The following is a 24,293-nucleotide window of genomic DNA, read 5'->3' on the forward strand; positions in this document are numbered from 1 at the left end:
GATATAATCACACAATGCGAATAATAATTTTAACCTTTTTGATTTTCTCATCTCTTTTATCCTCGACTTCCTATGAAATGGGGAAGAAGCTTTATATGCAAAAGGCTTGTTTTTCTTGTCATGGTATGAAGGCAGAGGGCTTGCATCTGTACCCTCGACTTGCAAATCGTGCAAAAGGTTTTTTAACTTATAAGCTTAAAAAATTCCGTGATAAACTCTCAGATAACCAACAACAAGAGATGATGATAGCTTATGCTATTGGTTTAAGTGATGAAGACATAGAAAATCTAACAACTTTTATGAGTGAGTTTAAAGATGAAGCGAGTGGAGAGAGTTATGATGATAGTTATCAAACACACGGAGATGGTGGTTCATGAAACTTTTAGTTAGCGCGTTAGAGCATTCGGCAAATGTGCATCTACACTCTTTAAAAAAAGAGTTAAGTGATGATGTTGAGTTTATTGGTATTTTTGATTCTGACTTAGGTAACTCCATAGTTGATTTGAGAAGTTTAGCAATCATGGGATTTGTAGATGCTCTAAAAAAACTTCGTTACTTTTTTAAACTAAATGCTCAAATGGTAGATTTAGCCGAAGAAGCAGACAAAGTTTTACTCATAGACTCTTCTGGTTTCAACCTTCCACTAGCTAAAAAAATTAAAAAGCGATACCCACAAAAAGAGATAATTTACTATATTTTACCTCAAGCGTGGGCATGGAAAAAAAAGCGTATTCCTGTCTTAGAAAAGACCATAACTCACTTAGCATCTATACTTCCTTTTGAAAAAGATTACTACTCAAAAAATGCTCCCATAACTTATGTTGGGCATCCACTTCTTGACATCATAAAAGAGTTTAAGCAAGAGCTAAACACAGAGGTGAAAGAAGTTGCTTTTATGCCCGGAAGTAGAAAAGGCGAGATTAAAAAACTTATGCCTGTATTTGAAGAACTTATAGTTAAACTGAAACTAAATGCAACTATTATCATCCCAAAACACTTCACTAAAGAAGAGATAAAAGAGCTTTATGGTAACCTATCGGGTTTTAAAATAGCTCATGATGCGCACAAGACTCTTTATGAGGCAGATTTTGCTTTTATATGTAGTGGAACGGCAACACTTGAAGCAGCACTTATAGGAACTCCTTTTGTGTTAAGCTACATCGCTAAACCGCTTGATTATTTCATAGCATCTAGGCTTGTAAAGTTAAGGCATATTGGTCTTAGTAACATTATGTTTACTCAGTTTAATAAAAGAGATTTACATCCAGAGTTTATTCAAGAAGATGTAACAGTCAAAAACCTTTTAAAAGCGTTTAAAGAGTATGATAGAAGTACATTTTTAGATGATTCAAAACATCTAAGAGCTTACTTAAAACACGGTAGTTCAAAAACAGTAGCAAAAATTATACAAAAAATCTAAATAGGAAAAACATGAAAATCAATTTTATAGACTTAAAAGCGCAGTATGCAGATTACAAAGCAGAGATAGATAGCGAAGTAGCCCAAGTATTTAGTACGGCTCAGTTTATTGGTGGAGAAAAGTTAAACTCTTTGGAGAAAAATTTAGCAGACTACACAGGTGTTGATCATGTTATTGGATGTAGTAGTGGGACAGATGCTCTTTTACTTTCTCTTATGGCTTTGGATATTGGTCGTGGTGATGAAGTTATTACAACTCCTTTTACATTTATTGCAACTGCTGAAGTTATTGCTTTTTTAGGTGCTAAGTCTGTTTTTGTTGACATCGAAGAAAATAGCTACAACATAGACCCAACTAAAATAGAAGCTGTTATTACTGAAAAAACTAAAGCTATCATGCCTGTTTCTCTATATGGACAATGTGCAAACATGGATGCTATAAATGAAATCGCTAAAAAACATGACCTTCCTGTAATCGAAGATGCTTGTCAGAGTTTTGGTGCTACTTATAATGGTAAAAAATCGTGTAACCTTTCAACTATTGGTTGCACAAGTTTTTTTCCATCTAAACCTCTTGGAGCGTATGGAGATGGAGGAGCAGTTTTTACTAATGACAAAGAGCTAGAAGAAAAAATAAGAATGCTTTTAAATCATGGTCAAAATGAAAGATATAAACATAAGTTTATTGGTATAAATGGTCGTTTAGATGCTGTTCAAGCCGCTATACTTGGTGTTAAACTAAAACACTTTGAAAAAGAAGTAAAAACTCGTGATGAAATAGGTACAAGATATAATGACCTTCTTGAAGATGCAAATGTTATAACTCCAAAAATATCCCAAGGAAATACAAGTGTATTTGCACAGTACTCAATAAGAGTAGAAGATAGAGAAGCGATGGTTGCAAAACTTAGTGCTAAAGAGATTCCTACTGCTGTTCACTACCCAGTGCCGCTTCATCTTCAAGAATGTTTTTCAAACCTTGGCTATAAAGAGGGAGATTTTCCTATAAGTGAAAAAATATCTACTCAAATCATGTCACTTCCAATGAGTTCATATTTAACACAAGAAGAACAAGATTATATAGTCGAAGCGATTAAAGGGTAACTAATGAAAAACATAGCAATTACTGGTTTAGGTAGCATGGGTAAAAACCACTACAATACTCTTAAAAACATCAAAGAAGCCAATATTGTTGGTCTTTGTGATGTAAATAAAAAAGACGATTATGAAGAGCCTTTTTTTACGGACTTGGAACAGATGCTTCTGGAAGTAAAACCAGATGCACTTATAATCGTTACTCCAACATCTCTTCATAAAGAAGCAACACTTTTATGTGCCAAACATGGTGTAAATGTTTTTATAGAAAAACCTGCTGCTTCGAGTGTAGCAGATGCAAAAGAGATGGCAGAAGCTATAAAAGCTAAAAATCTTAAAAGTTGCATAGGTCACATAGAAAGATATAACCCTGTTGTTAAAGCACTTATAAGTGAGATTGAAGATCATGAAATATTATCTATCTCCATAACTCGTAGTGGTGCTTTTCCTGAACGCATCGCAGATGTTGGGATTTTAACTGATTTATCAGTTCATGATAGTGATTTAATAAGATTTATCACTAAGAAAAACATAGTTAAAAGCGCTGTTTTTAAATCTCAAAGATTCATAAAACACATGAAGACAATGCTATCTTAGCTTTTGAGCTAGAAGGTGAAGTTGTTGGAGATATAACTACAAACTGGCTAACTCCATATAGAAAAAGAAGTATAGCCGTTGCTTGTAGAGTAGATGCTGAGTCAAAAATAAAATATTTTGAAGCTGATTTACTATCTCAAACTTTAAAAGAAAGAGTAAATATAAATCCATCTTCACACATTACAAGAAACTGTTTTGTTGGTAGAAGTAATGCACTTGCTGATGAACTTATAGCTTTTTTAAACTACCTTGAAACAGGTGAGAAAGGTTCTCTTTCTAGTGTTGAAGATAGCATCATTACCTTGGAGATTGCAAATGATTCATGAGAGTGTAGTCATTGAAGATGGCGCTAAAATAGCTGATGGAGTTAAGATAGGTCCATTTTGTAACATTGGTAAAGATGTTGAGATAGCATCTGGAGTTATCTTGGAGTCAAACATTGTTTTGATGGGCAAAATAAAGATTGCTAATGATGTGAGAATTTTCAGTTATACCGCTATGGGAAACAAAAATTCAAATATAGAAGTAGGTGAAAAAACTCACATAAGAGAATTTACACAAATCGGAACTCAAGAGCCTTTAGAAGAAAAAAATTATAAAAAAATAACTATTGGTGCTCATAGTTTTTTAATGGCTTATGTTCAGATTTTAAATGGTGTTAATATGGGAGATTACTGCATCTTAACAAATGCTGTAAGACTTTATGAAGATGTAATTTGTGAGCAAAGAGTTATCATCGGTGGACTTACTACTGTTGAATCTGGCATAACTATTGGTACTGGCGTAATGATAGGTGGTGCTTCTTGTGTTGATCATGATATACCTCCATTTACTCTCACAGAAGGCAATAGAGCTTCTGTAAAAGGTCTAAATGTAGTTGGTTTGAGAAGAAGACTAGAAAATAAAGCAGATATAGAAAAAATAAAATCTATTTTTAAAAGAATTCTAGGAGATGGTGTTGACAAAGAGTTAGCATCTAAACTAGCGACAGAGCATGAAAATGAATATGCTAAACAATTCGCCTCATTTATAGCAAATAATAATATAAAAGTTAAAGCGAGTTAAGATGAGTTAAAAACTCATCTGGTCCCATAAAACCGATGATAGTTTTAGCTCTTTTTACTTTTGAATCTTCACTAAAAAATAAAATTGCTGGCGGACCAAAAACTCCATACTTTTTACTAAGTTCTTTATTTTCTTGGCTATTTTGTGTAATATCTGCTTTTATCAAAACAAACTCTGCCATTTTAGCCTTTACTCTAACATCTACAAAAGTAACCTCTTCAAGTTCTTTACATGAAGTACACCAATCAGCATAAAAATCAAGCATAATTTTTTTACCTTTGTTTTTCGCAAGTACTTCATCTAACTCATCAATGGAAGTAATTTTTATAAATTTAGCATGAGCAATCTCGGTTTTAATCAAAGAGTTTACAACTTGAGGTTTAAAAAACTCCAATGGTCTAGCCATACTTGTTGAACCTCCTAAAACACCCATCAAAAGTGCTAAAGAATAAACAAACATCAAAATAGCGATAGTTCTTTTAAGTAAATGTCCACCTTTTTCTAATGCACCTAGATAAATTCCAAAAGCAATTCCTAATATTGCATATAAAAGCATAGTTATATAAGCATCTACTATACGCTCTAACATCCAAATAGCAACACTTAACATCACTACACCAAAAGTGGCACTAACAAGCGTCATCCATTCACCAGGTTTTGGCATAAATTTACCAGCACTAACACCAACTGCGATAAGAGGAATACCCATACCAATACTCATAGAAAAAAGAGCCATTCCACCTAGAAGAGCATCTCCAGTTTGACCGATATAAACTAAAGCACCCGCAAGAGGAGCAGCAACACAAGGACCAACAATCAAAGCCGATAAAAAGCCCATAATTGCAACACCTATATAACCGCCACCCTCACCTTTTGAGCTTACTTTTGCTACTAAAGCATCTGGAAGTTTTAGTTCATAAAAACCAAACATGCTAAAAGCTAAAGCAACAAAAACTGCTGAAAATGAGTAGATAACCCAAGGTGTTTGAAGTGCTGCTTGAAGATTTGCTCCAAACAGACCTGCCAAGATACCTGCGATGGTGTATGCAACTGCCATAGCAAGAACATAAACAATAGACAAGGCAAAAGCTTTTTTCGTACTTAAACCTTCACCCTGAGAGATGATGACACCTGAAATAATAGGAATCATAGGAAACACACAAGGAGTCATAGCCAAAAGAAGTCCAAAGCCTAAAAATGTTAAAAGAATTACAAAAATATTTCCTGATTTAATAGTGTCTGCAATAGCATCACTCTGTGATACTTCCTCTTTTTGTTCTACTTTTTTTTCTATTTTAATTATTTTTTTTACTTTTAACTCTAATCTTTTTAGGGAATCTTGAAGTTTTGAAGTATCTACCTCTAAAGAGTAAGACTCACTCATCGGCTCATAACACAAACCTTGTTCTGAACAACCCTGATAATGCAAGATAAACTCAATAGTTTTCATACCACTAAGTTCTGAGTTTTTTTGCAAAGTCACTATAACAGTTGGAGATTTCAGATAAACCATCTCTTCATCATGTTTAACACTTTTAGGCTTATCAATATTTAAAATACTTACACCATCGCCATCTTTAACTTCTACTTTTAACTTATCTGCATAAAGATAAATATCTTTAGCTATTTTAACACTAGCCTCTATTTGCATCTTAGAGTTGAACTTAGCTTCAGGTTTAAAAGCCTCATCTGGCATCAAAAATTTGGAAGCTCCATTTAACATTAAAATAGTAGAAAGTAAAAGTAAAACAATTTTTTTCATAAGACTCTTTTTATATAGATTTGTTTTTCGCTATTATACAAATAAACATTTAACATACAGAAACTATAACAAATTTTATTCTTTATGTCTGTGACTGAGGTTACATAAAACTAAATTGAAACTTATTTTTTTAGGTATGGTTTCATAGCCGCAGTCGTATATTTTATAACCTTTTGAACTGACTCAGCATTTACCTCTTGACCTTTTGTATGCAAAAATGAACTGTAAAACTGCCACGATAGAGAGATTGAATCTACAATAAAGTCTATATCCTCCTCATCGGCAATAACGAGTTCTTCATTTAGTATAAGGTTGTTTATAACTTGTGTTATGCGCCTACGGTGTGCAATATTGTCTTTTATGTATAAATCTTCTAACTCAGAGTCTCGTGAAAAAAGTGAAAGAATCTCTTTAAAGAAAAAGCGATATTTCCACTGTATTTCTGTAAGTAACTTCTCATGTTTGTGTAAAGTAGCAATGCATTTTGGAAGCTCATCGACAGATAGTGTCATCTCTTTGCGCATCTTTATATACAGCAACCGTACTATTTCCTCACGGTTATTATAGTGATAGTGCAAATTACCAGGGCTCATTCTCATCGCTTTTGCAATATGATTTGTTGTAGAAGATTGTGTACCTGTTTCGTTAAAAAGTATACGAGCCATCTCTAATATATCTTCTTTTCTTGACATATTTGTTCCTTATATTGAAATTATAGTGTAATCACTCTAATAGGTCAATTAAATTTACACTATACATAAATAGCCTTGCTTGCTATGATTATCTACTATTTTATGGATGTAATTGTAGCTATTAGAGTAATTGCACTTGACATTGTATTTTTATTAACATATAATTTTAGTGTAATTACACTATATCTTAAAAGTGTAGAAAAAAACAAAAGGAAAGAAAAAATGAAATTACTTCAAAGTTTAGCGCTTAGCGCTGTAGTAGGGTTAAGTCTTTTAAATGCAGCAAATTATAATGTTGATGTAAGCCATTCAAATGTAGGATTTAAAGTAAAGCATATGATGATTAGTAATGTTAAAGGAAGCTTTGAAAAGTTTAGCGGTACCTTCAGCATAGATGAGAAAACAAAACACTTATCTGCTGTAAATGGTACTCTTGAAGTTTCAAGTTTAACTACAAAAGATGCTAAAAGAGACAAGCATCTTAAAAGTGCAGACTTTTTCGATGCAGTAAAATACCCACAAATGCACTTAAAACTTCTTAAGCATAGTGCTAACAAGGCAACATTTGAACTTACTATAAAAGATGTAACAAAAGTGGTAACTCTTGATGTTGAAGAGATTAGCGGTACTATAAAAGATCCATGGGGCAACACAAGACTAGCCTTTGAACTTCACGGAAAGATAAATCGTAAAGATTTTAATATTAACTTTAATCAACTACTAGAAACTGGTGGTCTGATTGTTGGTGATACAGTAAAATTTGATATTATTTTAGAAGGAATTCAAACTAAGTAATTGAAGAAAAGTAAGAGTCGTTTTCACTTAGCAATTAAATTTGATGTTATTTTGAGATAAAATATCAGCACTAACTGAGCTCTTAAGCAATTTATCATCATTATTTCTCTACTCTACAGCTATTAAATCAAAAGTAAAGAATATTATTATGTCAAACAGATTAGAAAAAGAAGATTCTCCTTACTTACAACAACACAAAAACAACCCTGTTGATTGGTTTCCTTGGGGTGAAGAAGCATTTGCTAAGGCAGAAGCTGAAAACAAAGCAATTTTTATAAGTATAGGTTACTCATCTTGTCATTGGTGTCATGTTATGGAAGAAACTGTTTTTGAAAATAGAGAGTGTGCAGATATTTTAAATGAAAGTTTTGTTTGTATAAAGGTAGATAGAGAAGAACGCCCTGACATTGACAAGCATTACCAAGAAGTGCACAGCTTATTAAATCGTCGCTCAGGTGGTTGGCCAACTTCTATTTTTTGTACTCCACAAAATAAGCCATTTTTTGCAGGAACTTACATACCGCCAGAGTCAAGAGAAGGCTCCATAGAAGGTATGGGTTTCATAGAGCTTACAAAACTTATAGGCTCTAAGGTTTCACAAAATAATGAGCAATTATATAAAAATGCTACTGAGATTCAAGATTTTTTAAACAAACAAGAACACCCAAAAGAAGCAACAGTTTTAAGTGAAGACTTTAGAAAAAACTTTATACTTCAAGTAAAAAATAACTATGAAACAAAAAATGGCGGTTTTTCCACTTCTCCAAAATTTCCTCAGGCATCTACACTATCTACTCTTTTAGTTTTAGATAAACTCTATGATGACAAAGCTGCAAAAGCTATGTTAACTCATACTCTAAACTCTATGAAAAAAGGTGGCATCTATGATTTAGTAGATGGTGGCTTTTCTCGTTACTCGGTTGACAGCGAATGGAAAGTACCTCATTTTGAAAAAGATGCTTTATGATAACGCCCTACTTTGCGAACTTTATGCAAGAACATATCTAGCTTATAATGATGAAAATTATCTCCATATTGCAAAAGAAATTGCAGATTTTTGGCATAACTTTATGAGTGAAGACAGTCTTTTATATAGCGCTAGTGATGCTGATAGTGAAGGTGAAGAAGGAACTTATTTTATATATACTTATGATGAAATTTACGACATTTTAGAGCAAAATAACTATGAAGATATAGAGTCTATTTTACAACAAATGGATGTAACAAAAACTGGAAATTTTGAAGGTAAAAATATTATTCGTTTTGAAATGGCAAGGCACCTAAAAACTTTGCAGATATTAAAATTTTACTACAACAACGAAGAGCTTCAAGAGAGTACCCTTTCATAGACAAAAAAATTCAAACTTCATGGTCAGCTATGATGATAAAAGCACTTTTTATTCTTGGAGATATAGATACTAAGTACAAACAAAGAGCCATCTTATACACAGATGCTTTACTAAAAACAATGTATATTGATGGCAAACTTTATCATACAACACTCATACATAAGCAAGTAAAAATAGAAGCTTTTTTAGAAGACTATGCTTTTTTAGCACAAGCACTCATAAGTGGATACAACGCAACAGGCGATGAACTTTACCTCATTCAAGCACAACGCTTTGCTAACATCGCACTTGAAAGATTTTTTCGTAAAGGGAGTTGGAATTTTAGTGATGGAGAGTTCCAAACAAAAGCAGACATAGCGGACAACACCTATACAAGTTCAGTAAGCATAATGGTTGATGTTCTTAACTCTTTAGCTATTTTACTTGAAGATGAAAAATATTCACATTTTGCTTTTTTAACACTAGAGTATAACTCTCACGAACTAGGAAGAAGACCTATCATTTATCCATGTATGCTTAAAGAGATGTTAAGACATTTAAAAGGGGATAGAATTATAAAGTCAAATGCATATAATCTAAGCAATAATGCCCTTGAACTAAGCAAATTACAGTATCCTTTTATACATAAAAAAGTCACAAAAAACACAGACTATTTAGTATGTGGAGATACGAGTTGTTTTGCTAATACTGATAAAATCATAGTAATAGATGATATAATAAAGAATAGTTTTTAATACAAAGGTCGATTAATGAAAAAAATAATATTAAGTATTGTCCTTGCTCTTGGAATTATGAGCATGTTTAGTGCTTGTGAAAGAAATGATTATCAACATCCACTTCATCGTTCAAGATAAGCATTAATGTTTAAAGAATTAGGCAAAATTATATTTATGGCTGAACTTGGCTATAAATATATAAAGATATTTAAAAAGACATATTTTCATCCCTTTATAACTTTTAGACCAGCTTACAAACAACTCTCCGATGATAGACAAACCTACTCAAACGCTGTCTTAAAATTTTTAAATATAGAAATTGAACTTGTTGGTGAGTTACCAAAACAAAACAAAGTATTGTACGCAATAAACCACCGCTCTTTACTTGATATCATAGTAATGGAAAGTGTCTTTTCAAAAGGCAATAAAAATGGAACTTGGATAGCAAAAAAAGAACTTTTTGACGCATTTTATGGTAACTTTTTTAAATATAGTGGTTGCATAAGTGTTGATTTAGAAACAGGCAAAGGTCTTTTAAAATTTTTCAAAGAAGTAAAAAAAACATTAACTAAAATAGATGATTTCAACATTTACATATTTCCAGAAGGTGAAAGGAGCAAAGAAGGCGGAATCCTGAAGTTTCAAAGTGGAGCTCAAAAAATTGCAAAATCTAATAAATTAGCAGTTGCTCCAGTTTTTATAGATGACAATCTTGAAAATATATTTAAAAATGCTCCCTATAAAGAAACAAAAATAGTTAAAGTCCATGTTGGGAACTTAACAAAACATGATAATTTAGAAAATGATTATATAGCTTTTATGAACGAAGCAAAAGGATAAAACTTGAGTATGAAGTTAGGCGTAAATATAGACCATGTAGCAGTTTTAAGAGAAGCCAGAAAAGTCAATGACCCAGATATACTAAATGCTCTTTATGTAGCATGTGCCAATGGTGCTGACCAAATAACTATCCACCTAAGAGAAGATAGAAGACACATAAAAGATATAGATGCTAAAAATATAATGCAACTCTCACAACTTCCAGTAAACTTAGAATGTTCAATAAATAGAGAGATTTTAGACATAATAAGTGAGTTAAAACCACATCGTGCAACACTAGTTCCTGAAAAAAGAGAAGAGGTGACAACAGAAGGCGGTTTAGATGTTTTTACATATAAAGATGAGATAGCTTATGCTATCGAGCAACTTCATGATTCTATCATTCCTGTTTCACTTTTTGTTGATCCTACGATAGAAGCAATGGAAGCCTCAAAAGATTTAGGTGCTGAGATGGTAGAGCTTCATACTGGTTCATTTGCAAATATATTTGCGATGTTAAACTCTTCATTACCTCACTCAAACCACTCTATAAAAGAACTTGAACTTCCAAGATATGAGCTACAAAGCAGACTAGAAAAATCCATACAAGAGCTTAAAGATGCTGCCACTCATGCTAAAAAACTAGGTCTTGGAGTAGCTGCTGGACATGGACTAAACTACCATAATGTTTCATATATGATGGATATAAAAGAAATCATAGAACTAAACATCGGGCAAAGTATCATAGCAAGAAGTATTTTTAGCGGTTTAGCAGATGCTGTAAAAGAAATGAAAAAACTTACTACTAGAAAATAATAAAAATGGCTATATTTCAAAAATCTGTTTTACTGAGTGCCCTTGAGGTAAATCAAGATGAAAGTTTAGTTGCTCTAAGATGGGCAGAATATCAAAAGTATTTATCTAAGATAGATTTTATAAAAACTGTTAAAGAAGAAAAATATCAAGATGGATTTTTAAAAGATGTTTTTGAGAACTGTTTAGGTTACAGACTTGACAGCACCAACCCTGATAATTTTAACCTTGAAAGAGAAAAGAAGAACGAAACAGACGCCAAAAAAGCAGATGCCGTCATATATGTAAATAATGAAGTTATCGGCATAATAGAACTTAAAGCACAAGATACTAAAAACCTTGACAAGATAGAATCACAAGCATTTAACTATCATAACTCACATTCAAACTCAAAATATATAATTATCTCTAACTTTGATGAATTAAGATTATATATTGATAAGAAAACAGCTTATGAAAAGTTTTCACTTTTTAATCTTAACTATAAAGAATTTAAAAAACTTCACTTACTATTATCATATGAAAGCATCAAAGATAATATTCCACAAAAACTAAAAGATAAATCAGCTTCATTTGAGCAAGATATATCTAAAAGTCTATACAAAGATTTTTCAGCATTTAGAACACACCTTTTTGAGAACTTAGTAAAAAATAACTCCTTAGATAAAGCCTTACTTCTTAGACTTACTCAAAAGTTATGCGATAGAATTATATTTATACTATTTGCAGAGGATAGAGGGCTATTAACAGCTAATACAATCAAAGAGATACGCCAAAGACATCAAAGTGATGGTTTTGGCGATAGAAGTATGTATGATTACTTTAAACTCTATTTTGATGCTATAAATAAAGGGAACGAGAGATTAAATATTCCTAAATATAATGGTGGTTTATTTGCAGTAGATGAAACTCTTGATAGTTTAATCATAGATGATAATATACTTGACTTAGAAGCACAAGCATTAAGCAACTATGACTTTATGAGTGATATATCTGTTAATATTTTAGGACATATATTTGAGCAGTCTTTGACTGACTTAGAAGAAATCAATGCTTCAATCAATGATGTAGAATTTGATAGTAAAAAATCAAAAAGAAAAAAAGATGGTGTATTTTATACACCTGAATACATCACAAAATATATAGTAGACAATACTCTAGGAAAACTCTGTAATGACAAAAGAGAAGAACTAAGCATCGGAAGTGAGACTTTAGTCTCGCCAAAAAATCCTAAAAAACCAACAAAAAAAGAACAGATACTAAAAGATAATTTAGAAGAGTATAGAGGTTGGTTATTGAACTTAAAAATTTTAGACCCAGCTTGTGGAAGTGGGGCATTTTTAAATCAAGCCTTAGATTTTTTAATATCTGAACACAACTCTTTACAAAGAGACTTAGTAGTTATGGGAGATATAACAGCATACTATGAGATAGAAAAAAGCATACTAGAAAATAATCTTTATGGTGTAGATATAAATGAAGATGCAATTGAGATAGCTAAACTTTCTTTGTGGTTGAGGACGGCATCTAAGGGTAGAGAACTTACTAAGTTGGCGGATAAAATAAAATGCGGGAATAGTCTTATAGATGATAAAAGTGTAGTTGATAATGCTTTTGTATGGGAAGAAGAGTTTTCAGAAGTTTTTGAGCAACATAAAATCATGTTGGATACAAATATTATAATTCATGGATATGATACTAATGACAAAACTCAGAGTAAAGAAATACTTAAATTATTAGATAATGGTAATTTAAAATTCTGTATATCCTCAAGAACAATACCTGAAATACCAGATAATAAATATAATAACGAAAAATTAAGATATCTAGATATTTTAGATGTAAAAGGATCATTATTTCGTTGGGATGTTTCAAGTTGGGATGCTAATGATATTTTTGCTAGTGAAAAAGATATAGACTATTCTAATAAGATTTATAATATTATAACTCGTAAAAATCCAATTAATGATACTGATATTTTACAATCTGCTATGAAAAATAATATTAAATTTTTTATTACAAACAATACAAAAGATTTTATAAAAAAAGATGACACTAGGCAAAGGTTGGAACAGTTAACTGGAGTTAAAATACTAACCCCGAAAGAATTTATGGAATATTATAAAAAAGATTATTTTTCGGTTGGTTTTGATATTATTATTGGAAACCCTCCTTATGGAGCAAAATTATCAAAATCAGATAAAGACTATTTTAATGAGAATTTTAAAACAGTTGAATATCAATTAGATACTTATACTTTGTTTATGGAGAAAGCTTATAAACTTTTACATTCAAATGGAAAGTTGGGTTATATTGTTCCATCTACTTGGCTAACAATGTTTTATTTTAAAAATTTACGAAAATATCTAATTGAAAATAGTTGTTTTGAAAATGTATTACTGTTTAGGTATCAAGTTTTTGAAGATGTAACTGCTGAAACTTCTATAATTACTCTATCAAAAAATAAAATACTAAATGAAAATATACTAATAAATTATTTTGATAATACAGATGAGTTGGAAACTAAGCAAAACAAAACTATTTCACAAAATGACTGGTTAAATAGTTATGAATTAGGTTTTAATTTACTTTTTGGTGGAAATAAATTAAAAATAATAAATAAAATAATTGAAGATACAGTTGAATTAGAAAATATTGCTAATGTAACCGTTGGAATAAAGCCTTATCAAACAAATAAAGGAACTCCAAAACAAACAAAGGACAATGTTAAAAATAGAATATATGATGCGGACTACAAAATAGACCAAACATATAAAAACTATATTGTAGGCGGTAGTATAAGTAAATTTAGTATTAATCCCTCATCTACTAATTGGTTAAAGTATGGGAAATTTTTAGCTGAACCAAGACAAAGTTTAAATTTTTTTCAGACTAAAATAATGGTTAGACAAACAAGTGATAGGATAATATCAGCAGTTGATTATCAAGGATTATTATCTTTAAATAATGTTCATAATATCGTGATTAAAAATGATATTTTAAAGTATGAAACTCTTACTTGTATATTAAATTCAAAGCTTATGGACTTTTATTATAAATTTTTAGTTCCAGAAGAGGGAAGAGTATTTGCAGAGGTAAAAGCAGTTAATTTAAAAAGACTTCCAATTAAAAATATAGATAAAGATTTTAAGCAAGAACCATTTATACAAAAAGCTGATTTAATGCTTCAATTAAATAAAAACCTACAAGAAGCAAAACAAAACTTCATCAACGAACTAGAACTTGAAAAGATACCAAAAAAGCTACAAAACTTTGAAGACTTAACTTTTGATGATTTTGTAAAAGAGTACAAAAAAGCAAAAAAACTAAAATTTGCCGATAAACTCGAAGAGAGAAATTTTAAAAACGATTGGAAAGCACTCTTTGAAAACGATGCTAAAATAGCATTAGATTTAAAATCACAAATAAATGCAACAGATAAAGATATAGATGTCATGGTCTATAAACTTTACGGGCTTAGTGATGATGAAATAAAAATTGTAGAGAAAATCTAAAAATAATATTTCAATTTGTCATATTTTTACAAGAACCTTTTAAATTTTGTTACAATAATCAGAAATACAAGGAGTATAAGATGGACTTTGAAAAGTTAGCTTATCCAGAGATAGTGACCATTGCAGGAATAGAGTACAAAGGTAAAAGGAATATGTTAAAGGGACAATTATTTATTCCTTATACAAAAGAACCAGATGTTAGTATTGGTGACATAATCATACAAAAATCAGGAAAAAGAAAAATTCAATTAAAAGTTCTTGATACTTCTTTTCTAAAGGATGGTTCTTTGGAAGTGAGTACTAATCATCCTCATAAACTTACATTAATAGTGGAAAATATTACTGCAAAACCTCATATAGTTACTAACAATAATCCAAGTATCAGTATTGGATCAATAAATGGAGAACAAATTCAAGTTGGGAATGATAACTCTCAAATTGTAAATATTAATATGCAACAACTTGTTGAACATATTGCAAAGAGTAATGATGATGAAGCAAAATCTATATTAAAATCATTACTAAAGAATAATACAGTTGCTAGTTTAGTGGGAGCAAGTGCAACTGCTTTATTTGGACTACTTTAATTTTTTACTCGTTACATCTTTTAAAGGTGTAGTGGGATAAGTTAATTTGATTAAATTATATGACAAAATGTCATGCTTTTAAGAAAAATAGAAAAAAATAATAGACTTCTTGCATAACTTAGATTACTTCGTCATACTTCCTCGCAATGACCGTCATTACGAACGAAGTGAAGTAATCTAAAATATGGTTATGCAAGAAGTTTAATAAAATAATCCTGTTCAGTTGGGACATAAAAATGCTATTAGGACACAAAAAATGAAATCACAAGATGCTATAAAAATATTTGAAGAAAAACAGGTACGAACTTTGTGGGATGAGGATAAAGAGGAATGGTATATTTCTATTGTTGATGTGATTGAGATTTTAACTAATAGTAAAAATCCTCAAGCTTATTGGAGAAAACTTAAACAAAGACTAAAAGAGGAAGGAAATGAAACCGTGACAAATTGTCACGGTTTGAAAATGAAAGCATCTGATGGAAAGATGAGGCTTACAGATGTAGCTAGTACAGAACAACTTTTTAGACTTATACAGTCTATTCCATCGCCAAAAGCAGAGCCGTTTAAACTTTGGTTAGCAACTTTAGCAAAAGATAGACTTGATGAGATGCAAGACCCTGAAATTAGCATCGACAGAGCATTAAAACAATATTTAGAGTTAGGATATTCACAAAACTGGATAAACCAAAGACTAAAAAGTATTGAGATAAGAAAAGAACTTACAGATGAGTGGAAAGACAAAGGTTTAAAAGAAGGCTTTGAGTTTGCAACTTTAACTGATATTATTACAAAAACATGGGCAGATAAAACAACTAAAGAATATAAAATATTAAAAGGTCTAAAAAAAGAAAACTTACGAGATAATATGACAAATACAGAACTAATTTTAAATATGTTAGCAGAAGCATCTACGAAAGATATATCACAAGCAACTAATCCTAAAGATTTAAATGAAAGCAAAATAGTGGCAAGGCAAGGTGGAGATGTTGCAAAAGTAGCAAAGGAATCACTAGAAGCAAAAACTGGCAAAAAGGTTGTGACTAATTTTAATGCTAAAAAAATATTGGAAAATAAAAGATGACAAGAACTCAAAGTGAAAAGTGCCAATGGTTAGCACTTCTAAAAGTTCAGTACAGAGAGGCACTAAATGCCGAGTCGTAAACAAAATATTGCGATTAGCATAGGTGATTTAAACGGGGTTGGTATTGAGATAGCTTTGATAGCTCATGAAGAGGTTAGTAAACTTTGTAATCCTTTGTACTGTATAAACACTTCTATGCTAAGGCAAGCTACAACACTTCTAAATTTAAAATTTCCAAAAAACATGCAACTTCATCAAGTTGATGGAGAGTTTAATATAGAAATAGGTAAAACAACAAAAGAATCTGGGCTTTATTCTTATAACTCTTTTATGAGTGCTATAGAACTTTGTGAGGATTCAAAAGCAGATGCAGTTGTGACAATGCCTATTCATAAAGAAGCGTGGATGATGGCAGGACTAGACTACAAAGGTCATACCGACCTACTCCGAAAACATTTTAACCAAGATGCTATTATGATGCTTGGATGCGAAGAAATGTTTGTAGCTCTTTTTACTGAACATATTCCACTTAAAGAAGTAGCTGCGTCTATACAGTATGTAAAACTAAAACAATTTTTTATAGACTTACATAACTCGATAGGAGATGCTAAAGTAGCAGTTCTTGGTCTAAACCCACATGCTGGGGATAATGGAGTCTTAGGAAATGAAGAGCTTAGAATATCTAAAGCCATAAAAAGTGCAAATAAAAAAATAGGCTTTGAGCAGTTTGCAGGTCCAATAGTTCCAGATGTAGCTTTTACTCCACACTTTAGAAAGAACTACAACTACTTTGTAGCAATGTATCATGACCAAGGTTTAGCACCTCTAAAAGCACTTTATTTTGATGAGAGTATAAACATATCTTTAAACTTACCAATCATTAGAACATCTGTTGACCATGGAACTGCCTTTGACATCGCATATAAAGGCGAAGCAAAAACTTTAAGTTATATCAATGCTGTTAAGAGTGCTATTTCATTTATAACTCCCAATCAACATTAATAAGTTTAAACGATAATAATTTTCCTTTAAGATAATAATGGCTAAACTTATGTTTATAAAAGATAAATATTATCTTTTAATAAATTTTATTAAGGTAAACCATGAAAAACATAATCATAGCTACTATAGCTACTTCATCCATTCTTATGTCTGCATCTCTTCAAACAGATGCTAAAAATGCTGGTCTCCAAGCTATTCCTACTTCTACATTAGAGCTAATGAAAATCATAGACAACCCTAAAAACCCAATAACAAATGCGAAAGTTGAACTTGGTAAAAAACTATTTTTTGACCCAAGACTCTCTAAGAGTGGTATTATCAGCTGTAACTTTTGTCATAATTTAGGCGAAGGTGGGGATGACGGTGTTGAAGCTTCTATAGGTCATAAATGGACAGCAAACCCGCACCATGTAAACGCTCCAACTGTTTATAATGCTGTATTTAACGATATTCAGTTTTGGGATGGTCGTGCAAAAGATTTAGAAGAACAAGCACAAGGTCCAATGCAAGCTCACCCTGAGATGGCTTCTACAACAGAGCATGTTGAGCGTGTTATAAACTCAATGCCTGCTTATGTAACTGAGTTTAAAAAGGCTTATGGTGAAAATGTAAAAATATCTTTTGAAAAGATTACTGATACCATCGGTCTTTATGAGAGAACTTTAGTTACTCCATCTGTATTTGATGACTTTTTAAATGGCGATAAAGATGCCCTTACTTCTAAACAAAAAACTGGTCTTAAAACTTTTATAAAAGTTGGTTGTGCATCTTGTCATACAGGTATTGGTCTTGGTGGAGCAATGAACGCTTTTAATGTAACAGGAACATATAAATATCAAAATGTAGGTGATTTTAAAGGTGATAAAAACGGTATGGTTAGAGTTCCAACACTTAGAAACATCACTCAAACTGCACCTTATTACCACAATGGTAAAATCTGGAGTTTAAAAGAGGCTATCAAAGAGATGGGTAAAATCCAACTTGGAACAAATCTATCAACAAAACAGATAAACTCTATTGAAGAGTTTTTAAAAGCACTTGAAGGTAGAAAAGCTCCACTTATTTACCCAATGCTTCCAGCTTCAACAGCTACTACACCTAAACCGAATATGAACTAAATATATAGCAACTTTTTGTTGCTATATATAAACATTACTTAGTGTTGCAAAGTTCAAACTTAATATTAGTTTGAAAACCAATAGTTACATCACTCCAAGTCTTACCTTTGTGAAGATCAAAACAGGCCTTATTGATAGAACTAAGAGCTTTAGAGGCACTAAAGTCTAAAAGGTCAATACTACCTATTGCATTGAAATCACCATTATTAAAGACATACTTCATAGGTACATTTTTAGTCACACCATTCATAGTTACCGCAACACTCATAACACCAGTTTTTGGTTTACCACGGATGCGTTTGTCTGATTTAATATTTACTATTTTAGCTGTTATATTTTTAGACTTCATCTTTTCAAAGAAGAATTTAACTAACTTAACATCTCTACCGCTATTTTTAGAATTTACACTTGCTGTGTCAATGACTACGCTTGAACCTACAAGTATTTCACGAAAGTTATTTCCTTTTGGAGCATTTGCTGTATATTTTACACTATCAAAAGTTCCACCAACACCTAACTTTGCTGGAGTTTTATAAGCTTTCCAACTTACACTTACCGGTCCATCTTGACTCAAGATGCAAGAGCCACCTTTTGTCCCCATTTCTTCTGCACTAGCCAATGTGGCAACTAAAAACAGAGATATAAAAAATTTAATCATAATGATTCTCCTTTTGAATTACTAAAAGTATAGCTTCGTAAGGTAAATCCTAATTAAACTTAAGGGTTTAGTTTTCTTAGTTATACTCTTTAGATGAATCCCATATTATTTTTCGCAGCCTTCTGTGGTGTTTTTATTTTACTAAATATGTACATTTCAAAAAGACTTATCACTAAGCTCGACATCAAACCAACTTACAAACGATACCTCCGTATCTTTTTGATTGTAAACTTTTTTGGCATCGTTGCTTATATGCTCGGACGCTACTATATAGACTTTCCAAATTGGCTCTATTTTCTTGTTTCACTTCCTATTGGCATACTTTTTTTACTTTTTTGTACGGCTATTATTTATGATATTTCTTGCGTATTTTTACACCACTCTCCCATTTCACAAAAAAGAAGAAATTTTTTTAAACGCTCTTTGGATATTTCATCATTTGTTGTAGCAACTTCACTTAGTGCAAGGTCTATTTATGAGGCTAAACATGTAAACCTTGAACGAGTAAATATAAAGATAAAAAATCTAAAAAAACCATATAAGATAGTTCAACTTAGTGACATTCATATAGGTGGACTTATAGATAAAGAATTTGTAAAAAATATAGTTAATAGAGTAAATATACTAGACCCTGATTTAGTTGTAATAACAGGTGATTTAGTAGATATAAATATAAAACATGCACAAACTACCCTAGATGAATTAAAATCACTAAACTCAAAATATGGAACCTTTTTCATAGTTGGAAACCATGAATATTTTCACAATATAACAGAAATCATAAAAGTTGTAAAAGCCTTAGGGATAAGAGTACTTGAAAATGAAAATGTATATATAGGAAATGAAAATGAAGGTTTTAACCTTGCTGGAGTTTATGATATTTTTGGTTATAAAGTTAAAACCCATATACCAGATATTAACAAAGCACTAAAACATCTTAAAGATTCTCCAACCATACTTTTAGCGCATCAACCTAGATATATAGAAGAAGTAAACGATAGCGTGGATTTAATCTTAAGCGGTCACACTCATGGAGGACAACTCTACCCGTTTAAATTTTTAGTAAAAATTATTCAGCCCTATATTAGCGGTCTTCATCAACATAACAAAGAACTACAAATTTATGTAAACAAAGGAACAGGTTTTTGGGGTCCACCTATGCGATTAGGTGCTAGTAGTGAAATAACTCTGATTAATTTATCTTAAAAATAATGGTATTTTTATCATTTGCTCTCACCATTTTCAAATTAAATTCAGCTGCTATAAATTCAAATGTTTTTTTACTAAAAAAACCTATATGTGTAATGTCTTTTATATAAAACCATTTCAAAAACTTCTCATCATCACTTGGGTGAAAGTATGTCATAAAAAGTAAATATCCATTTTTATTTAAATGCAAAAGCAATTCTTTTATAATATCTAACGGATTAGCTAGATGCTCTAAAACTTCAGTAGAACATATAAGGTCATATTTTTTATTTTTATATACTTTCTCTGGAAAATAAAACAGGTCATATCTATCACATTTTATATTGTTTCGCTCCAGTAGTATGGGTAAAACTGCACCCTCTCCACAACCAAAATCAAGTGCTGTATTTATATCTTTTGCATCTGGGGTAATAAACTCTTCTATAAGTTTTTCAAACATCTCTACATAACCAAGTGATTCTAAATTGTTGTCATGATTATCATAATGCTTCTTTTGAGATTGAGCATCTAAGTAGTACTTTTCATCCACAAATATATAATCACATTCTAAGCATCTATAATAATCTTTATTTGTATTAACATCACAAATTATAGTTGTATCGCAATTACATAATTTACATTTTTTCATAAGCTAATTTTATCTTCTTTTGTTATAATTTAACATCAAAAAAAGGATTTTTTTTTATGAAAGAGTTACTAATATTGCTCTTTTTTCTTTCTGGAAATCTCTATGCACTGCGACCTGCTGTAGTAGCTGGGTCATTTTATTCAGATAACAAAAATGAACTTCAAACAGAAATAAAAACATATCTAAAAAATGCTAAAGAATTTGATGAAAAAAGCATAAACGCTCTCATAGTCCCTCATGCTGGTTATGTTTTCTCGGCAAATGTAGCATCTATCGGCTACAAAACTCTAAATAAAAAATATAAAAATATCTTTTTGATTGGTTCTAGTCACTATGTCAGTTTTAACGGTGCATCTACATACAACATTGGAGATTATCAAACACCACTTGGAAATGTAAGAGTAAATAAGACTCTGGCATCTAAGCTCATTAAAAATTCTAAATACTTTACTTTTAATTCAGATGCACATAAAAAAGAGCATTCACTTGAAGTTCAACTTCCTTTTTTACAAACTATCTATGGTGACAATATAAACATAATCCCTATCATCTTAGCAACTTCAAACATTAAAACCATTAAGTCAATAGCAAAGAGTTTATCGCCCTACTTTAATGATGAGAACCTTTTTATAATCAGCACAGACTTATCTCACTACCCTACTTTTAAAGATGCAAATATCGTAGATAAGAACATACTGGATTCACTTACAAAAAATAACCCACAGAAGTTTATAGATGCTTTAGCTAAAAATGAAGATGCAAAAATAGAAGAACTGCAAACCTCAGCGTGTGGATGGAGTTCACTTTTAACACTTCTATATATGACACAAGACAAACCTTATCAGTATGAGATACTAGATTATAAAAACTCAGCACATAGTAAATATGGAGATAAAAAAAGAGTTGTCGGTTATGGAGCTATGAGAGTTTATAAAAATAATGAGTTTTTTCTCACTTCTAAAGAAAAACAAGAACTACTAAATATTGCTAACCTATCTCTTTATCAAGCTATAAAAAACAATAAACGCTTAGTCATTGATGAAAGTAAAATATCTCCTAAACTAAAGAAGCCTTTAGGGGCTTTTGTGACTCTACATAAAGACAACAAACTGAGAGGTTGCATCGGTACATTTGAACCTGATAAACCACTTTACAAGGTCATTGTTGATATGACTATTGCATCTGCACTAAGTGACAGCAGGTTTAAAAAGGTCAGTCCCGATGAACTTAAAAATATTGACATTGAGATATCAGTTTCTTACACCAAGAAAAAAAATATCTTCACTAAAAGAGATAGTCATAGGTAAACATGGCATCTACATAAAAAAAGGCTCTAAAACAGGTACATTTCTGCCTCATGTTGCTACACAAATGAAGTGGAATGTAGAAGAGTTTGTAGGTAACTGTTCAGAAGAAAAAGTAGGTATTGGTTTTAATGGCTACAAAGATGCAGAGCTTTTTATATATAAAGCTATTGTTTTTGATGAAAAAAAACTCCAATAATAAAAAGTATGTTCAAGCTTATAGTCATAATTTAATCCATATACATCAAGATTTGTAACAGACATTTTAGATACACTTTCTCAAATGACAGAAGAAAAATTCATACATGACTGTAAAACTGTTTTAAAGTTTATTCAACTCTACTGCGAAAGTGAGCATATTAAAACTAAAAAAAGTAAAAACTCTATCCAACTCAACTACAATGATAAAAATCTAAACAAAAAGATAGATTATCTCTTGTGTAAAAAGTGTAAAAAAACTCTTAATTACTCATATGTTAAACTTCAAGAATGCATTCACGATGACAAACCAAGCTGTAGAAAATGTCCAAAACCATGTTATGACAAAGCAGAGTGGAAACATTTAGCAAAAATCATGAGGTATAGCGGACTCAGACTAGGTATCTTAAAAATTAAAAATAAATTATTTCGTCGTTTTAAAAAGAGTGCTTAATATTAAATTAATAAACCATTAAGACACTATTTTGTATTATCTTATAATAAGTATAAGGATAAACAAATGAATATCAAAAGAATTATTTTTATTATTACTCTAATCTCAACTCTATTATCTGCCCAAGAAAATTCAAAATTTTATGCTTCTTTAGAATTAGGCTTAGCAAATATAGCATTTGCAAAAAATCATTTTTTTGCTCTCCGTGGAGAGAATCTACCATTTAAAAGAAAAAAAAACTTAGATACTGATTCTAATAATGCAAAAGGAAACTCTGTAGCTATTACCTTTGGAACTCATCTTCCTATTACTTTTGCAGGTGCCAATAGCATAAAAATTTATTCTAAAGTATGGCATATAACTGCCCAAGCATCAAATACTAAAAATTTTAAGGACAATGGAGTAGGAAAAAAATATGGATGGGTAGAGCTTGATAACTCAAATGGTTTTAGGACAAATACAGGAAATACATTAAACACTAATATTGAGCAAAAACTTAGACATTGGGGTGCTGACATATTATTATCTTTTGAGTATGCACTAGGAGATGATGCTTCATTGAGTATATTTACGGGGCCATCATATAGATCAAACAATCAAGATACTGATATTAAGGGTAATATCATAGGTGGAAGTATAACTGTTCACTTAAAAGATAAAATATCTGAAAACTTGTTTGGAGCTAAACTTGGTATAAATTATAATCTTAAATTTAAAAATAAATGGTTACTAAATATGGATTTTGCAATTTCTCAATATCGTAAATTTGCAACATACACAGGGGCATACACACGCTACTCTTTTCCATTTTCTACTTCTGTTAATAGAAAATTGAGTGATACACAAAATTCGAAAGGGGTTGATTTAGATATACAGCTAGGCTATAAGTTTGCTAAGCAGACTTATGTATCTATATATGCAGACTATAACTATCTTTCCAATGTCACTCAAGTAAGCTATGGTTCTGGCCCAACTGACCCAGCTGGTGGTGTACTATCACTCTCAAATGATGAGCAATCTAGTTTAGTATATGGATTAAGGCTTAATTATATGTTTTAATATTTCTTGATGAAATTCTTTCTTTAAATTAGAGTCTCAATATCAACTAATTCCACACGACTACAATCTTTTTTAAATAACTTTCTTGAAGTTGCATCTTCCTCAGCTAAAACAAGTATATCTGCGAAATCATCTTTAAATACTTCAAAAGTATATAACTCTTTAGTAGTTTCTACTCTAAGGGATGCTTCTTTAGCATCTGTATTTAGTTCAATATTTCTAAGACCTTTTGCAAATTCACTTTTAATTGCTTTAGATACTTTCTCATTCAAAAGTAGTTTTTGAAGTGTAACATTCATGTTCAAATCTGAATCACACAGTATTTTATAGGTTACGACTATATTGCCATTCATAACAA

Annotated in this window: 26 protein-coding genes; 21 read left to right on the forward strand and 5 right to left on the reverse strand. The window is 31.1% G+C overall.

Annotated elements, in window-relative coordinates:
* The first annotated feature begins 14 nt into the window (after positions 1-14).
* The 5 genes from MOV50_RS00635 (at position 15) to MOV50_RS00655 (ending at position 4,176) form a co-directional block, all read left to right on the forward strand.
* Complete coding sequence (locus tag MOV50_RS00635) at positions 15-377, forward strand: c-type cytochrome (RefSeq protein WP_321778519.1); 363 nt, start codon at positions 15-17, stop codon at positions 375-377.
* Positions 374-1,420, forward strand: a complete 1,047-nt coding sequence (lpxB, locus tag MOV50_RS00640; protein WP_321778520.1) for a lipid-A-disaccharide synthase — start codon at positions 374-376, stop codon at positions 1,418-1,420. The genes MOV50_RS00635 and lpxB overlap by 4 nt, the downstream gene beginning before the upstream one ends.
* 11 nt (positions 1,421-1,431) lie before the next feature.
* A complete protein-coding gene (locus tag MOV50_RS00645) occupies positions 1,432-2,523 on the forward strand; it encodes a DegT/DnrJ/EryC1/StrS family aminotransferase (protein WP_321778521.1) in 1,092 nt (363 codons plus the stop codon).
* A gap of 3 nt (positions 2,524-2,526) precedes the next feature.
* Positions 2,527-3,111: a Gfo/Idh/MocA family oxidoreductase gene (locus tag MOV50_RS00650; protein WP_321778522.1), complete on the forward strand. Its 585-nt coding sequence runs from the start codon at positions 2,527-2,529 to the stop codon at positions 3,109-3,111.
* 282 nt (positions 3,112-3,393) lie between these two features.
* Positions 3,394-4,176 (forward strand): acyl-ACP--UDP-N- acetylglucosamine O-acyltransferase, encoded by a 783-nt coding sequence (locus tag MOV50_RS00655; RefSeq protein ID WP_321778523.1) that lies wholly within the window; start codon positions 3,394-3,396, stop codon positions 4,174-4,176.
* Here the strand turns inward: MOV50_RS00655 and dsbD are convergent.
* Positions 4,163-5,938 carry a protein-disulfide reductase DsbD gene (gene dsbD, locus MOV50_RS00660; RefSeq protein ID WP_321778524.1) on the reverse strand — a complete coding sequence of 592 codons (1,776 nt, stop codon included), beginning with the start codon at positions 5,936-5,938 and terminating at the stop codon, positions 4,163-4,165. The genes MOV50_RS00655 and dsbD overlap by 14 nt on opposite strands.
* Before the next feature lie 122 nt (positions 5,939-6,060).
* Positions 6,061-6,630, reverse strand: a complete 570-nt coding sequence (locus MOV50_RS00665) for a TetR/AcrR family transcriptional regulator (protein ID WP_321778525.1) — start codon at positions 6,628-6,630, stop codon at positions 6,061-6,063.
* 222 nt (positions 6,631-6,852) lie between these two features.
* Between MOV50_RS00665 and MOV50_RS00670 the strand changes: the two genes are divergently transcribed.
* From MOV50_RS00670 to MOV50_RS00720, 11 genes are all read left to right on the forward strand, one after another.
* Positions 6,853-7,425: a YceI family protein gene (locus tag MOV50_RS00670; protein WP_321778526.1), complete on the forward strand. Its 573-nt coding sequence runs from the start codon at positions 6,853-6,855 to the stop codon at positions 7,423-7,425.
* A 148-nt stretch (positions 7,426-7,573) separates the two neighbouring features.
* A complete protein-coding gene (locus MOV50_RS00675; RefSeq protein ID WP_321778527.1) occupies positions 7,574-8,392 on the forward strand; it encodes a thioredoxin domain-containing protein in 819 nt (272 codons plus the stop codon).
* Positions 8,373-8,774 carry a hypothetical protein gene (locus MOV50_RS00680; protein WP_321778528.1) on the forward strand — a complete coding sequence of 134 codons (402 nt, stop codon included), beginning with the start codon at positions 8,373-8,375 and terminating at the stop codon, positions 8,772-8,774. The genes MOV50_RS00675 and MOV50_RS00680 overlap by 20 nt, the downstream gene beginning before the upstream one ends.
* 29 nt (positions 8,775-8,803) lie before the next feature.
* A complete protein-coding gene (locus MOV50_RS00685) occupies positions 8,804-9,508 on the forward strand; it encodes a hypothetical protein (protein WP_321778529.1) in 705 nt (234 codons plus the stop codon).
* 126 nt (positions 9,509-9,634) lie between these two features.
* A complete protein-coding gene (locus MOV50_RS00690; protein ID WP_321778530.1) occupies positions 9,635-10,330 on the forward strand; it encodes a lysophospholipid acyltransferase family protein in 696 nt (231 codons plus the stop codon).
* Between the two features lie 9 nt (positions 10,331-10,339).
* Positions 10,340-11,125, forward strand: a complete 786-nt coding sequence (locus MOV50_RS00695; protein WP_321778531.1) for a pyridoxine 5'-phosphate synthase — start codon at positions 10,340-10,342, stop codon at positions 11,123-11,125.
* A 5-nt stretch (positions 11,126-11,130) separates the two neighbouring features.
* Positions 11,131-14,637: an Eco57I restriction-modification methylase domain-containing protein gene (locus MOV50_RS00700; RefSeq protein ID WP_321778532.1), complete on the forward strand. Its 3,507-nt coding sequence runs from the start codon at positions 11,131-11,133 to the stop codon at positions 14,635-14,637.
* Positions 14,638-14,717: 80 nt separating this feature from the next.
* The gene (locus tag MOV50_RS00705; protein ID WP_321778533.1) at positions 14,718-15,224 is read left to right on the forward strand and encodes a hypothetical protein; all 507 of its coding nucleotides are present in this window, start codon (positions 14,718-14,720) and stop codon (positions 15,222-15,224) included.
* Between the two features lie 256 nt (positions 15,225-15,480).
* Entirely contained in the window at positions 15,481-16,305 is an 825-nt protein-coding gene (locus MOV50_RS00710) for a Bro-N domain-containing protein (protein ID WP_321778534.1), read from the forward strand.
* 66 nt (positions 16,306-16,371) lie between these two features.
* On the forward strand, positions 16,372-17,307 hold the full coding sequence (pdxA, locus tag MOV50_RS00715) for a 4-hydroxythreonine-4-phosphate dehydrogenase (RefSeq protein ID WP_321778535.1): 936 nt from the start codon (positions 16,372-16,374) through the stop codon (positions 17,305-17,307).
* A 101-nt stretch (positions 17,308-17,408) separates the two neighbouring features.
* Positions 17,409-18,425, forward strand: a complete 1,017-nt coding sequence (locus MOV50_RS00720; RefSeq protein WP_321778536.1) for a cytochrome-c peroxidase — start codon at positions 17,409-17,411, stop codon at positions 18,423-18,425.
* 34 nt (positions 18,426-18,459) lie between these two features.
* Here MOV50_RS00720 and MOV50_RS00725 read toward each other — a convergent pair whose 3' ends face one another.
* Complete coding sequence (locus MOV50_RS00725) at positions 18,460-19,083, reverse strand: YceI family protein (protein ID WP_321778537.1); 624 nt, start codon at positions 19,081-19,083, stop codon at positions 18,460-18,462.
* A 93-nt stretch (positions 19,084-19,176) separates the two neighbouring features.
* Here MOV50_RS00725 and MOV50_RS00730 point away from each other — a divergent pair, with 93 nt between their 5' ends.
* Positions 19,177-20,289: a metallophosphoesterase gene (locus MOV50_RS00730; protein WP_321778538.1), complete on the forward strand. Its 1,113-nt coding sequence runs from the start codon at positions 19,177-19,179 to the stop codon at positions 20,287-20,289.
* Here MOV50_RS00730 and MOV50_RS00735 read toward each other — a convergent pair.
* Entirely contained in the window at positions 20,276-20,920 is a 645-nt protein-coding gene (locus MOV50_RS00735) for a class I SAM-dependent methyltransferase (protein WP_321778539.1), read from the reverse strand. The two genes, MOV50_RS00730 and MOV50_RS00735, sit on opposite strands and share 14 nt — an antisense overlap.
* A gap of 56 nt (positions 20,921-20,976) precedes the next feature.
* On the opposite strand from MOV50_RS00735, the gene amrB reads away from it, so the two are divergent.
* The 4 genes from amrB to MOV50_RS00755 all read left to right on the forward strand — a co-directional run bounded on the left by amrB (position 20,977) and on the right by MOV50_RS00755 (position 23,935).
* On the forward strand, positions 20,977-22,227 hold the full coding sequence (amrB, locus tag MOV50_RS00740) for an AmmeMemoRadiSam system protein B (RefSeq protein WP_321778540.1): 1,251 nt from the start codon (positions 20,977-20,979) through the stop codon (positions 22,225-22,227).
* Positions 22,163-22,423 carry an AMMECR1 domain-containing protein gene (locus MOV50_RS00745; protein WP_321778541.1) on the forward strand — a complete coding sequence of 87 codons (261 nt, stop codon included), beginning with the start codon at positions 22,163-22,165 and terminating at the stop codon, positions 22,421-22,423. Before amrB ends, MOV50_RS00745 begins: the two co-directional genes overlap by 65 nt.
* A gap of 84 nt (positions 22,424-22,507) precedes the next feature.
* On the forward strand, positions 22,508-22,876 hold the full coding sequence (locus MOV50_RS00750; RefSeq protein ID WP_321778542.1) for a nitrous oxide-stimulated promoter family protein: 369 nt from the start codon (positions 22,508-22,510) through the stop codon (positions 22,874-22,876).
* A gap of 66 nt (positions 22,877-22,942) precedes the next feature.
* Positions 22,943-23,935: a hypothetical protein gene (locus MOV50_RS00755; protein WP_321778543.1), complete on the forward strand. Its 993-nt coding sequence runs from the start codon at positions 22,943-22,945 to the stop codon at positions 23,933-23,935.
* 23 nt (positions 23,936-23,958) lie between these two features.
* On the opposite strand, the gene MOV50_RS00760 is transcribed toward MOV50_RS00755, so the two are convergent.
* Positions 23,959-24,288, reverse strand: a complete 330-nt coding sequence (locus tag MOV50_RS00760; RefSeq protein WP_321778544.1) for a hypothetical protein — start codon at positions 24,286-24,288, stop codon at positions 23,959-23,961.
* Positions 24,289-24,293 lie beyond the last annotated feature (5 nt).

The organism is Sulfurimonas sp. (assembly GCF_029027585.1).
Classification (GTDB): Bacteria; Campylobacterota; Campylobacteria; order Campylobacterales; family Sulfurimonadaceae; genus Sulfurimonas.

Bases quoted from the DNA above. Each gene is read 5' to 3' on its own strand.
- MOV50_RS00750 (WP_321778542.1), top strand. From the start codon at position 22,508: ATGACAGAAGAAAAATTCATACATGACTGTAAAACTGTTTTAAAGTTT.
- MOV50_RS00645 (WP_321778521.1), top strand. From the start codon at position 1,432: ATGAAAATCAATTTTATAGACTTAAAAGCGCAGTATGCAGATTACAAA.
- MOV50_RS00705 (WP_321778533.1), top strand. From the start codon at position 14,718: ATGGACTTTGAAAAGTTAGCTTATCCAGAGATAGTGACCATTGCAGGA.
- pdxA (WP_321778535.1), top strand. From the start codon at position 16,372: ATGCCGAGTCGTAAACAAAATATTGCGATTAGCATAGGTGATTTAAAC.
- MOV50_RS00735 (WP_321778539.1), bottom strand. From the start codon at position 20,920: ATGAAAAAATGTAAATTATGTAATTGCGATACAACTATAATTTGTGAT.
- MOV50_RS00760 (WP_321778544.1), bottom strand. From the start codon at position 24,288: ATGAATGGCAATATAGTCGTAACCTATAAAATACTGTGTGATTCAGAT.
- dsbD (WP_321778524.1), bottom strand. From the start codon at position 5,938: ATGAAAAAAATTGTTTTACTTTTACTTTCTACTATTTTAATGTTAAAT.
- MOV50_RS00650 (WP_321778522.1), top strand. From the start codon at position 2,527: ATGAAAAACATAGCAATTACTGGTTTAGGTAGCATGGGTAAAAACCAC.
- MOV50_RS00755 (WP_321778543.1), top strand. From the start codon at position 22,943: ATGAATATCAAAAGAATTATTTTTATTATTACTCTAATCTCAACTCTA.
- MOV50_RS00665 (WP_321778525.1), bottom strand. From the start codon at position 6,630: ATGTCAAGAAAAGAAGATATATTAGAGATGGCTCGTATACTTTTTAAC.
- lpxB (WP_321778520.1), top strand. From the start codon at position 374: ATGAAACTTTTAGTTAGCGCGTTAGAGCATTCGGCAAATGTGCATCTA.
- MOV50_RS00730 (WP_321778538.1), top strand. From the start codon at position 19,177: ATGAATCCCATATTATTTTTCGCAGCCTTCTGTGGTGTTTTTATTTTA.
- MOV50_RS00685 (WP_321778529.1), top strand. From the start codon at position 8,804: ATGATGATAAAAGCACTTTTTATTCTTGGAGATATAGATACTAAGTAC.
- MOV50_RS00700 (WP_321778532.1), top strand. From the start codon at position 11,131: ATGGCTATATTTCAAAAATCTGTTTTACTGAGTGCCCTTGAGGTAAAT.
- MOV50_RS00675 (WP_321778527.1), top strand. From the start codon at position 7,574: ATGTCAAACAGATTAGAAAAAGAAGATTCTCCTTACTTACAACAACAC.
- MOV50_RS00695 (WP_321778531.1), top strand. From the start codon at position 10,340: ATGAAGTTAGGCGTAAATATAGACCATGTAGCAGTTTTAAGAGAAGCC.
- MOV50_RS00670 (WP_321778526.1), top strand. From the start codon at position 6,853: ATGAAATTACTTCAAAGTTTAGCGCTTAGCGCTGTAGTAGGGTTAAGT.
- MOV50_RS00720 (WP_321778536.1), top strand. From the start codon at position 17,409: ATGAAAAACATAATCATAGCTACTATAGCTACTTCATCCATTCTTATG.
- MOV50_RS00710 (WP_321778534.1), top strand. From the start codon at position 15,481: ATGAAATCACAAGATGCTATAAAAATATTTGAAGAAAAACAGGTACGA.
- amrB (WP_321778540.1), top strand. From the start codon at position 20,977: ATGAAAGAGTTACTAATATTGCTCTTTTTTCTTTCTGGAAATCTCTAT.
- MOV50_RS00725 (WP_321778537.1), bottom strand. From the start codon at position 19,083: ATGATTAAATTTTTTATATCTCTGTTTTTAGTTGCCACATTGGCTAGT.
- MOV50_RS00690 (WP_321778530.1), top strand. From the start codon at position 9,635: ATGTTTAAAGAATTAGGCAAAATTATATTTATGGCTGAACTTGGCTAT.
- MOV50_RS00635 (WP_321778519.1), top strand. From the start codon at position 15: ATGCGAATAATAATTTTAACCTTTTTGATTTTCTCATCTCTTTTATCC.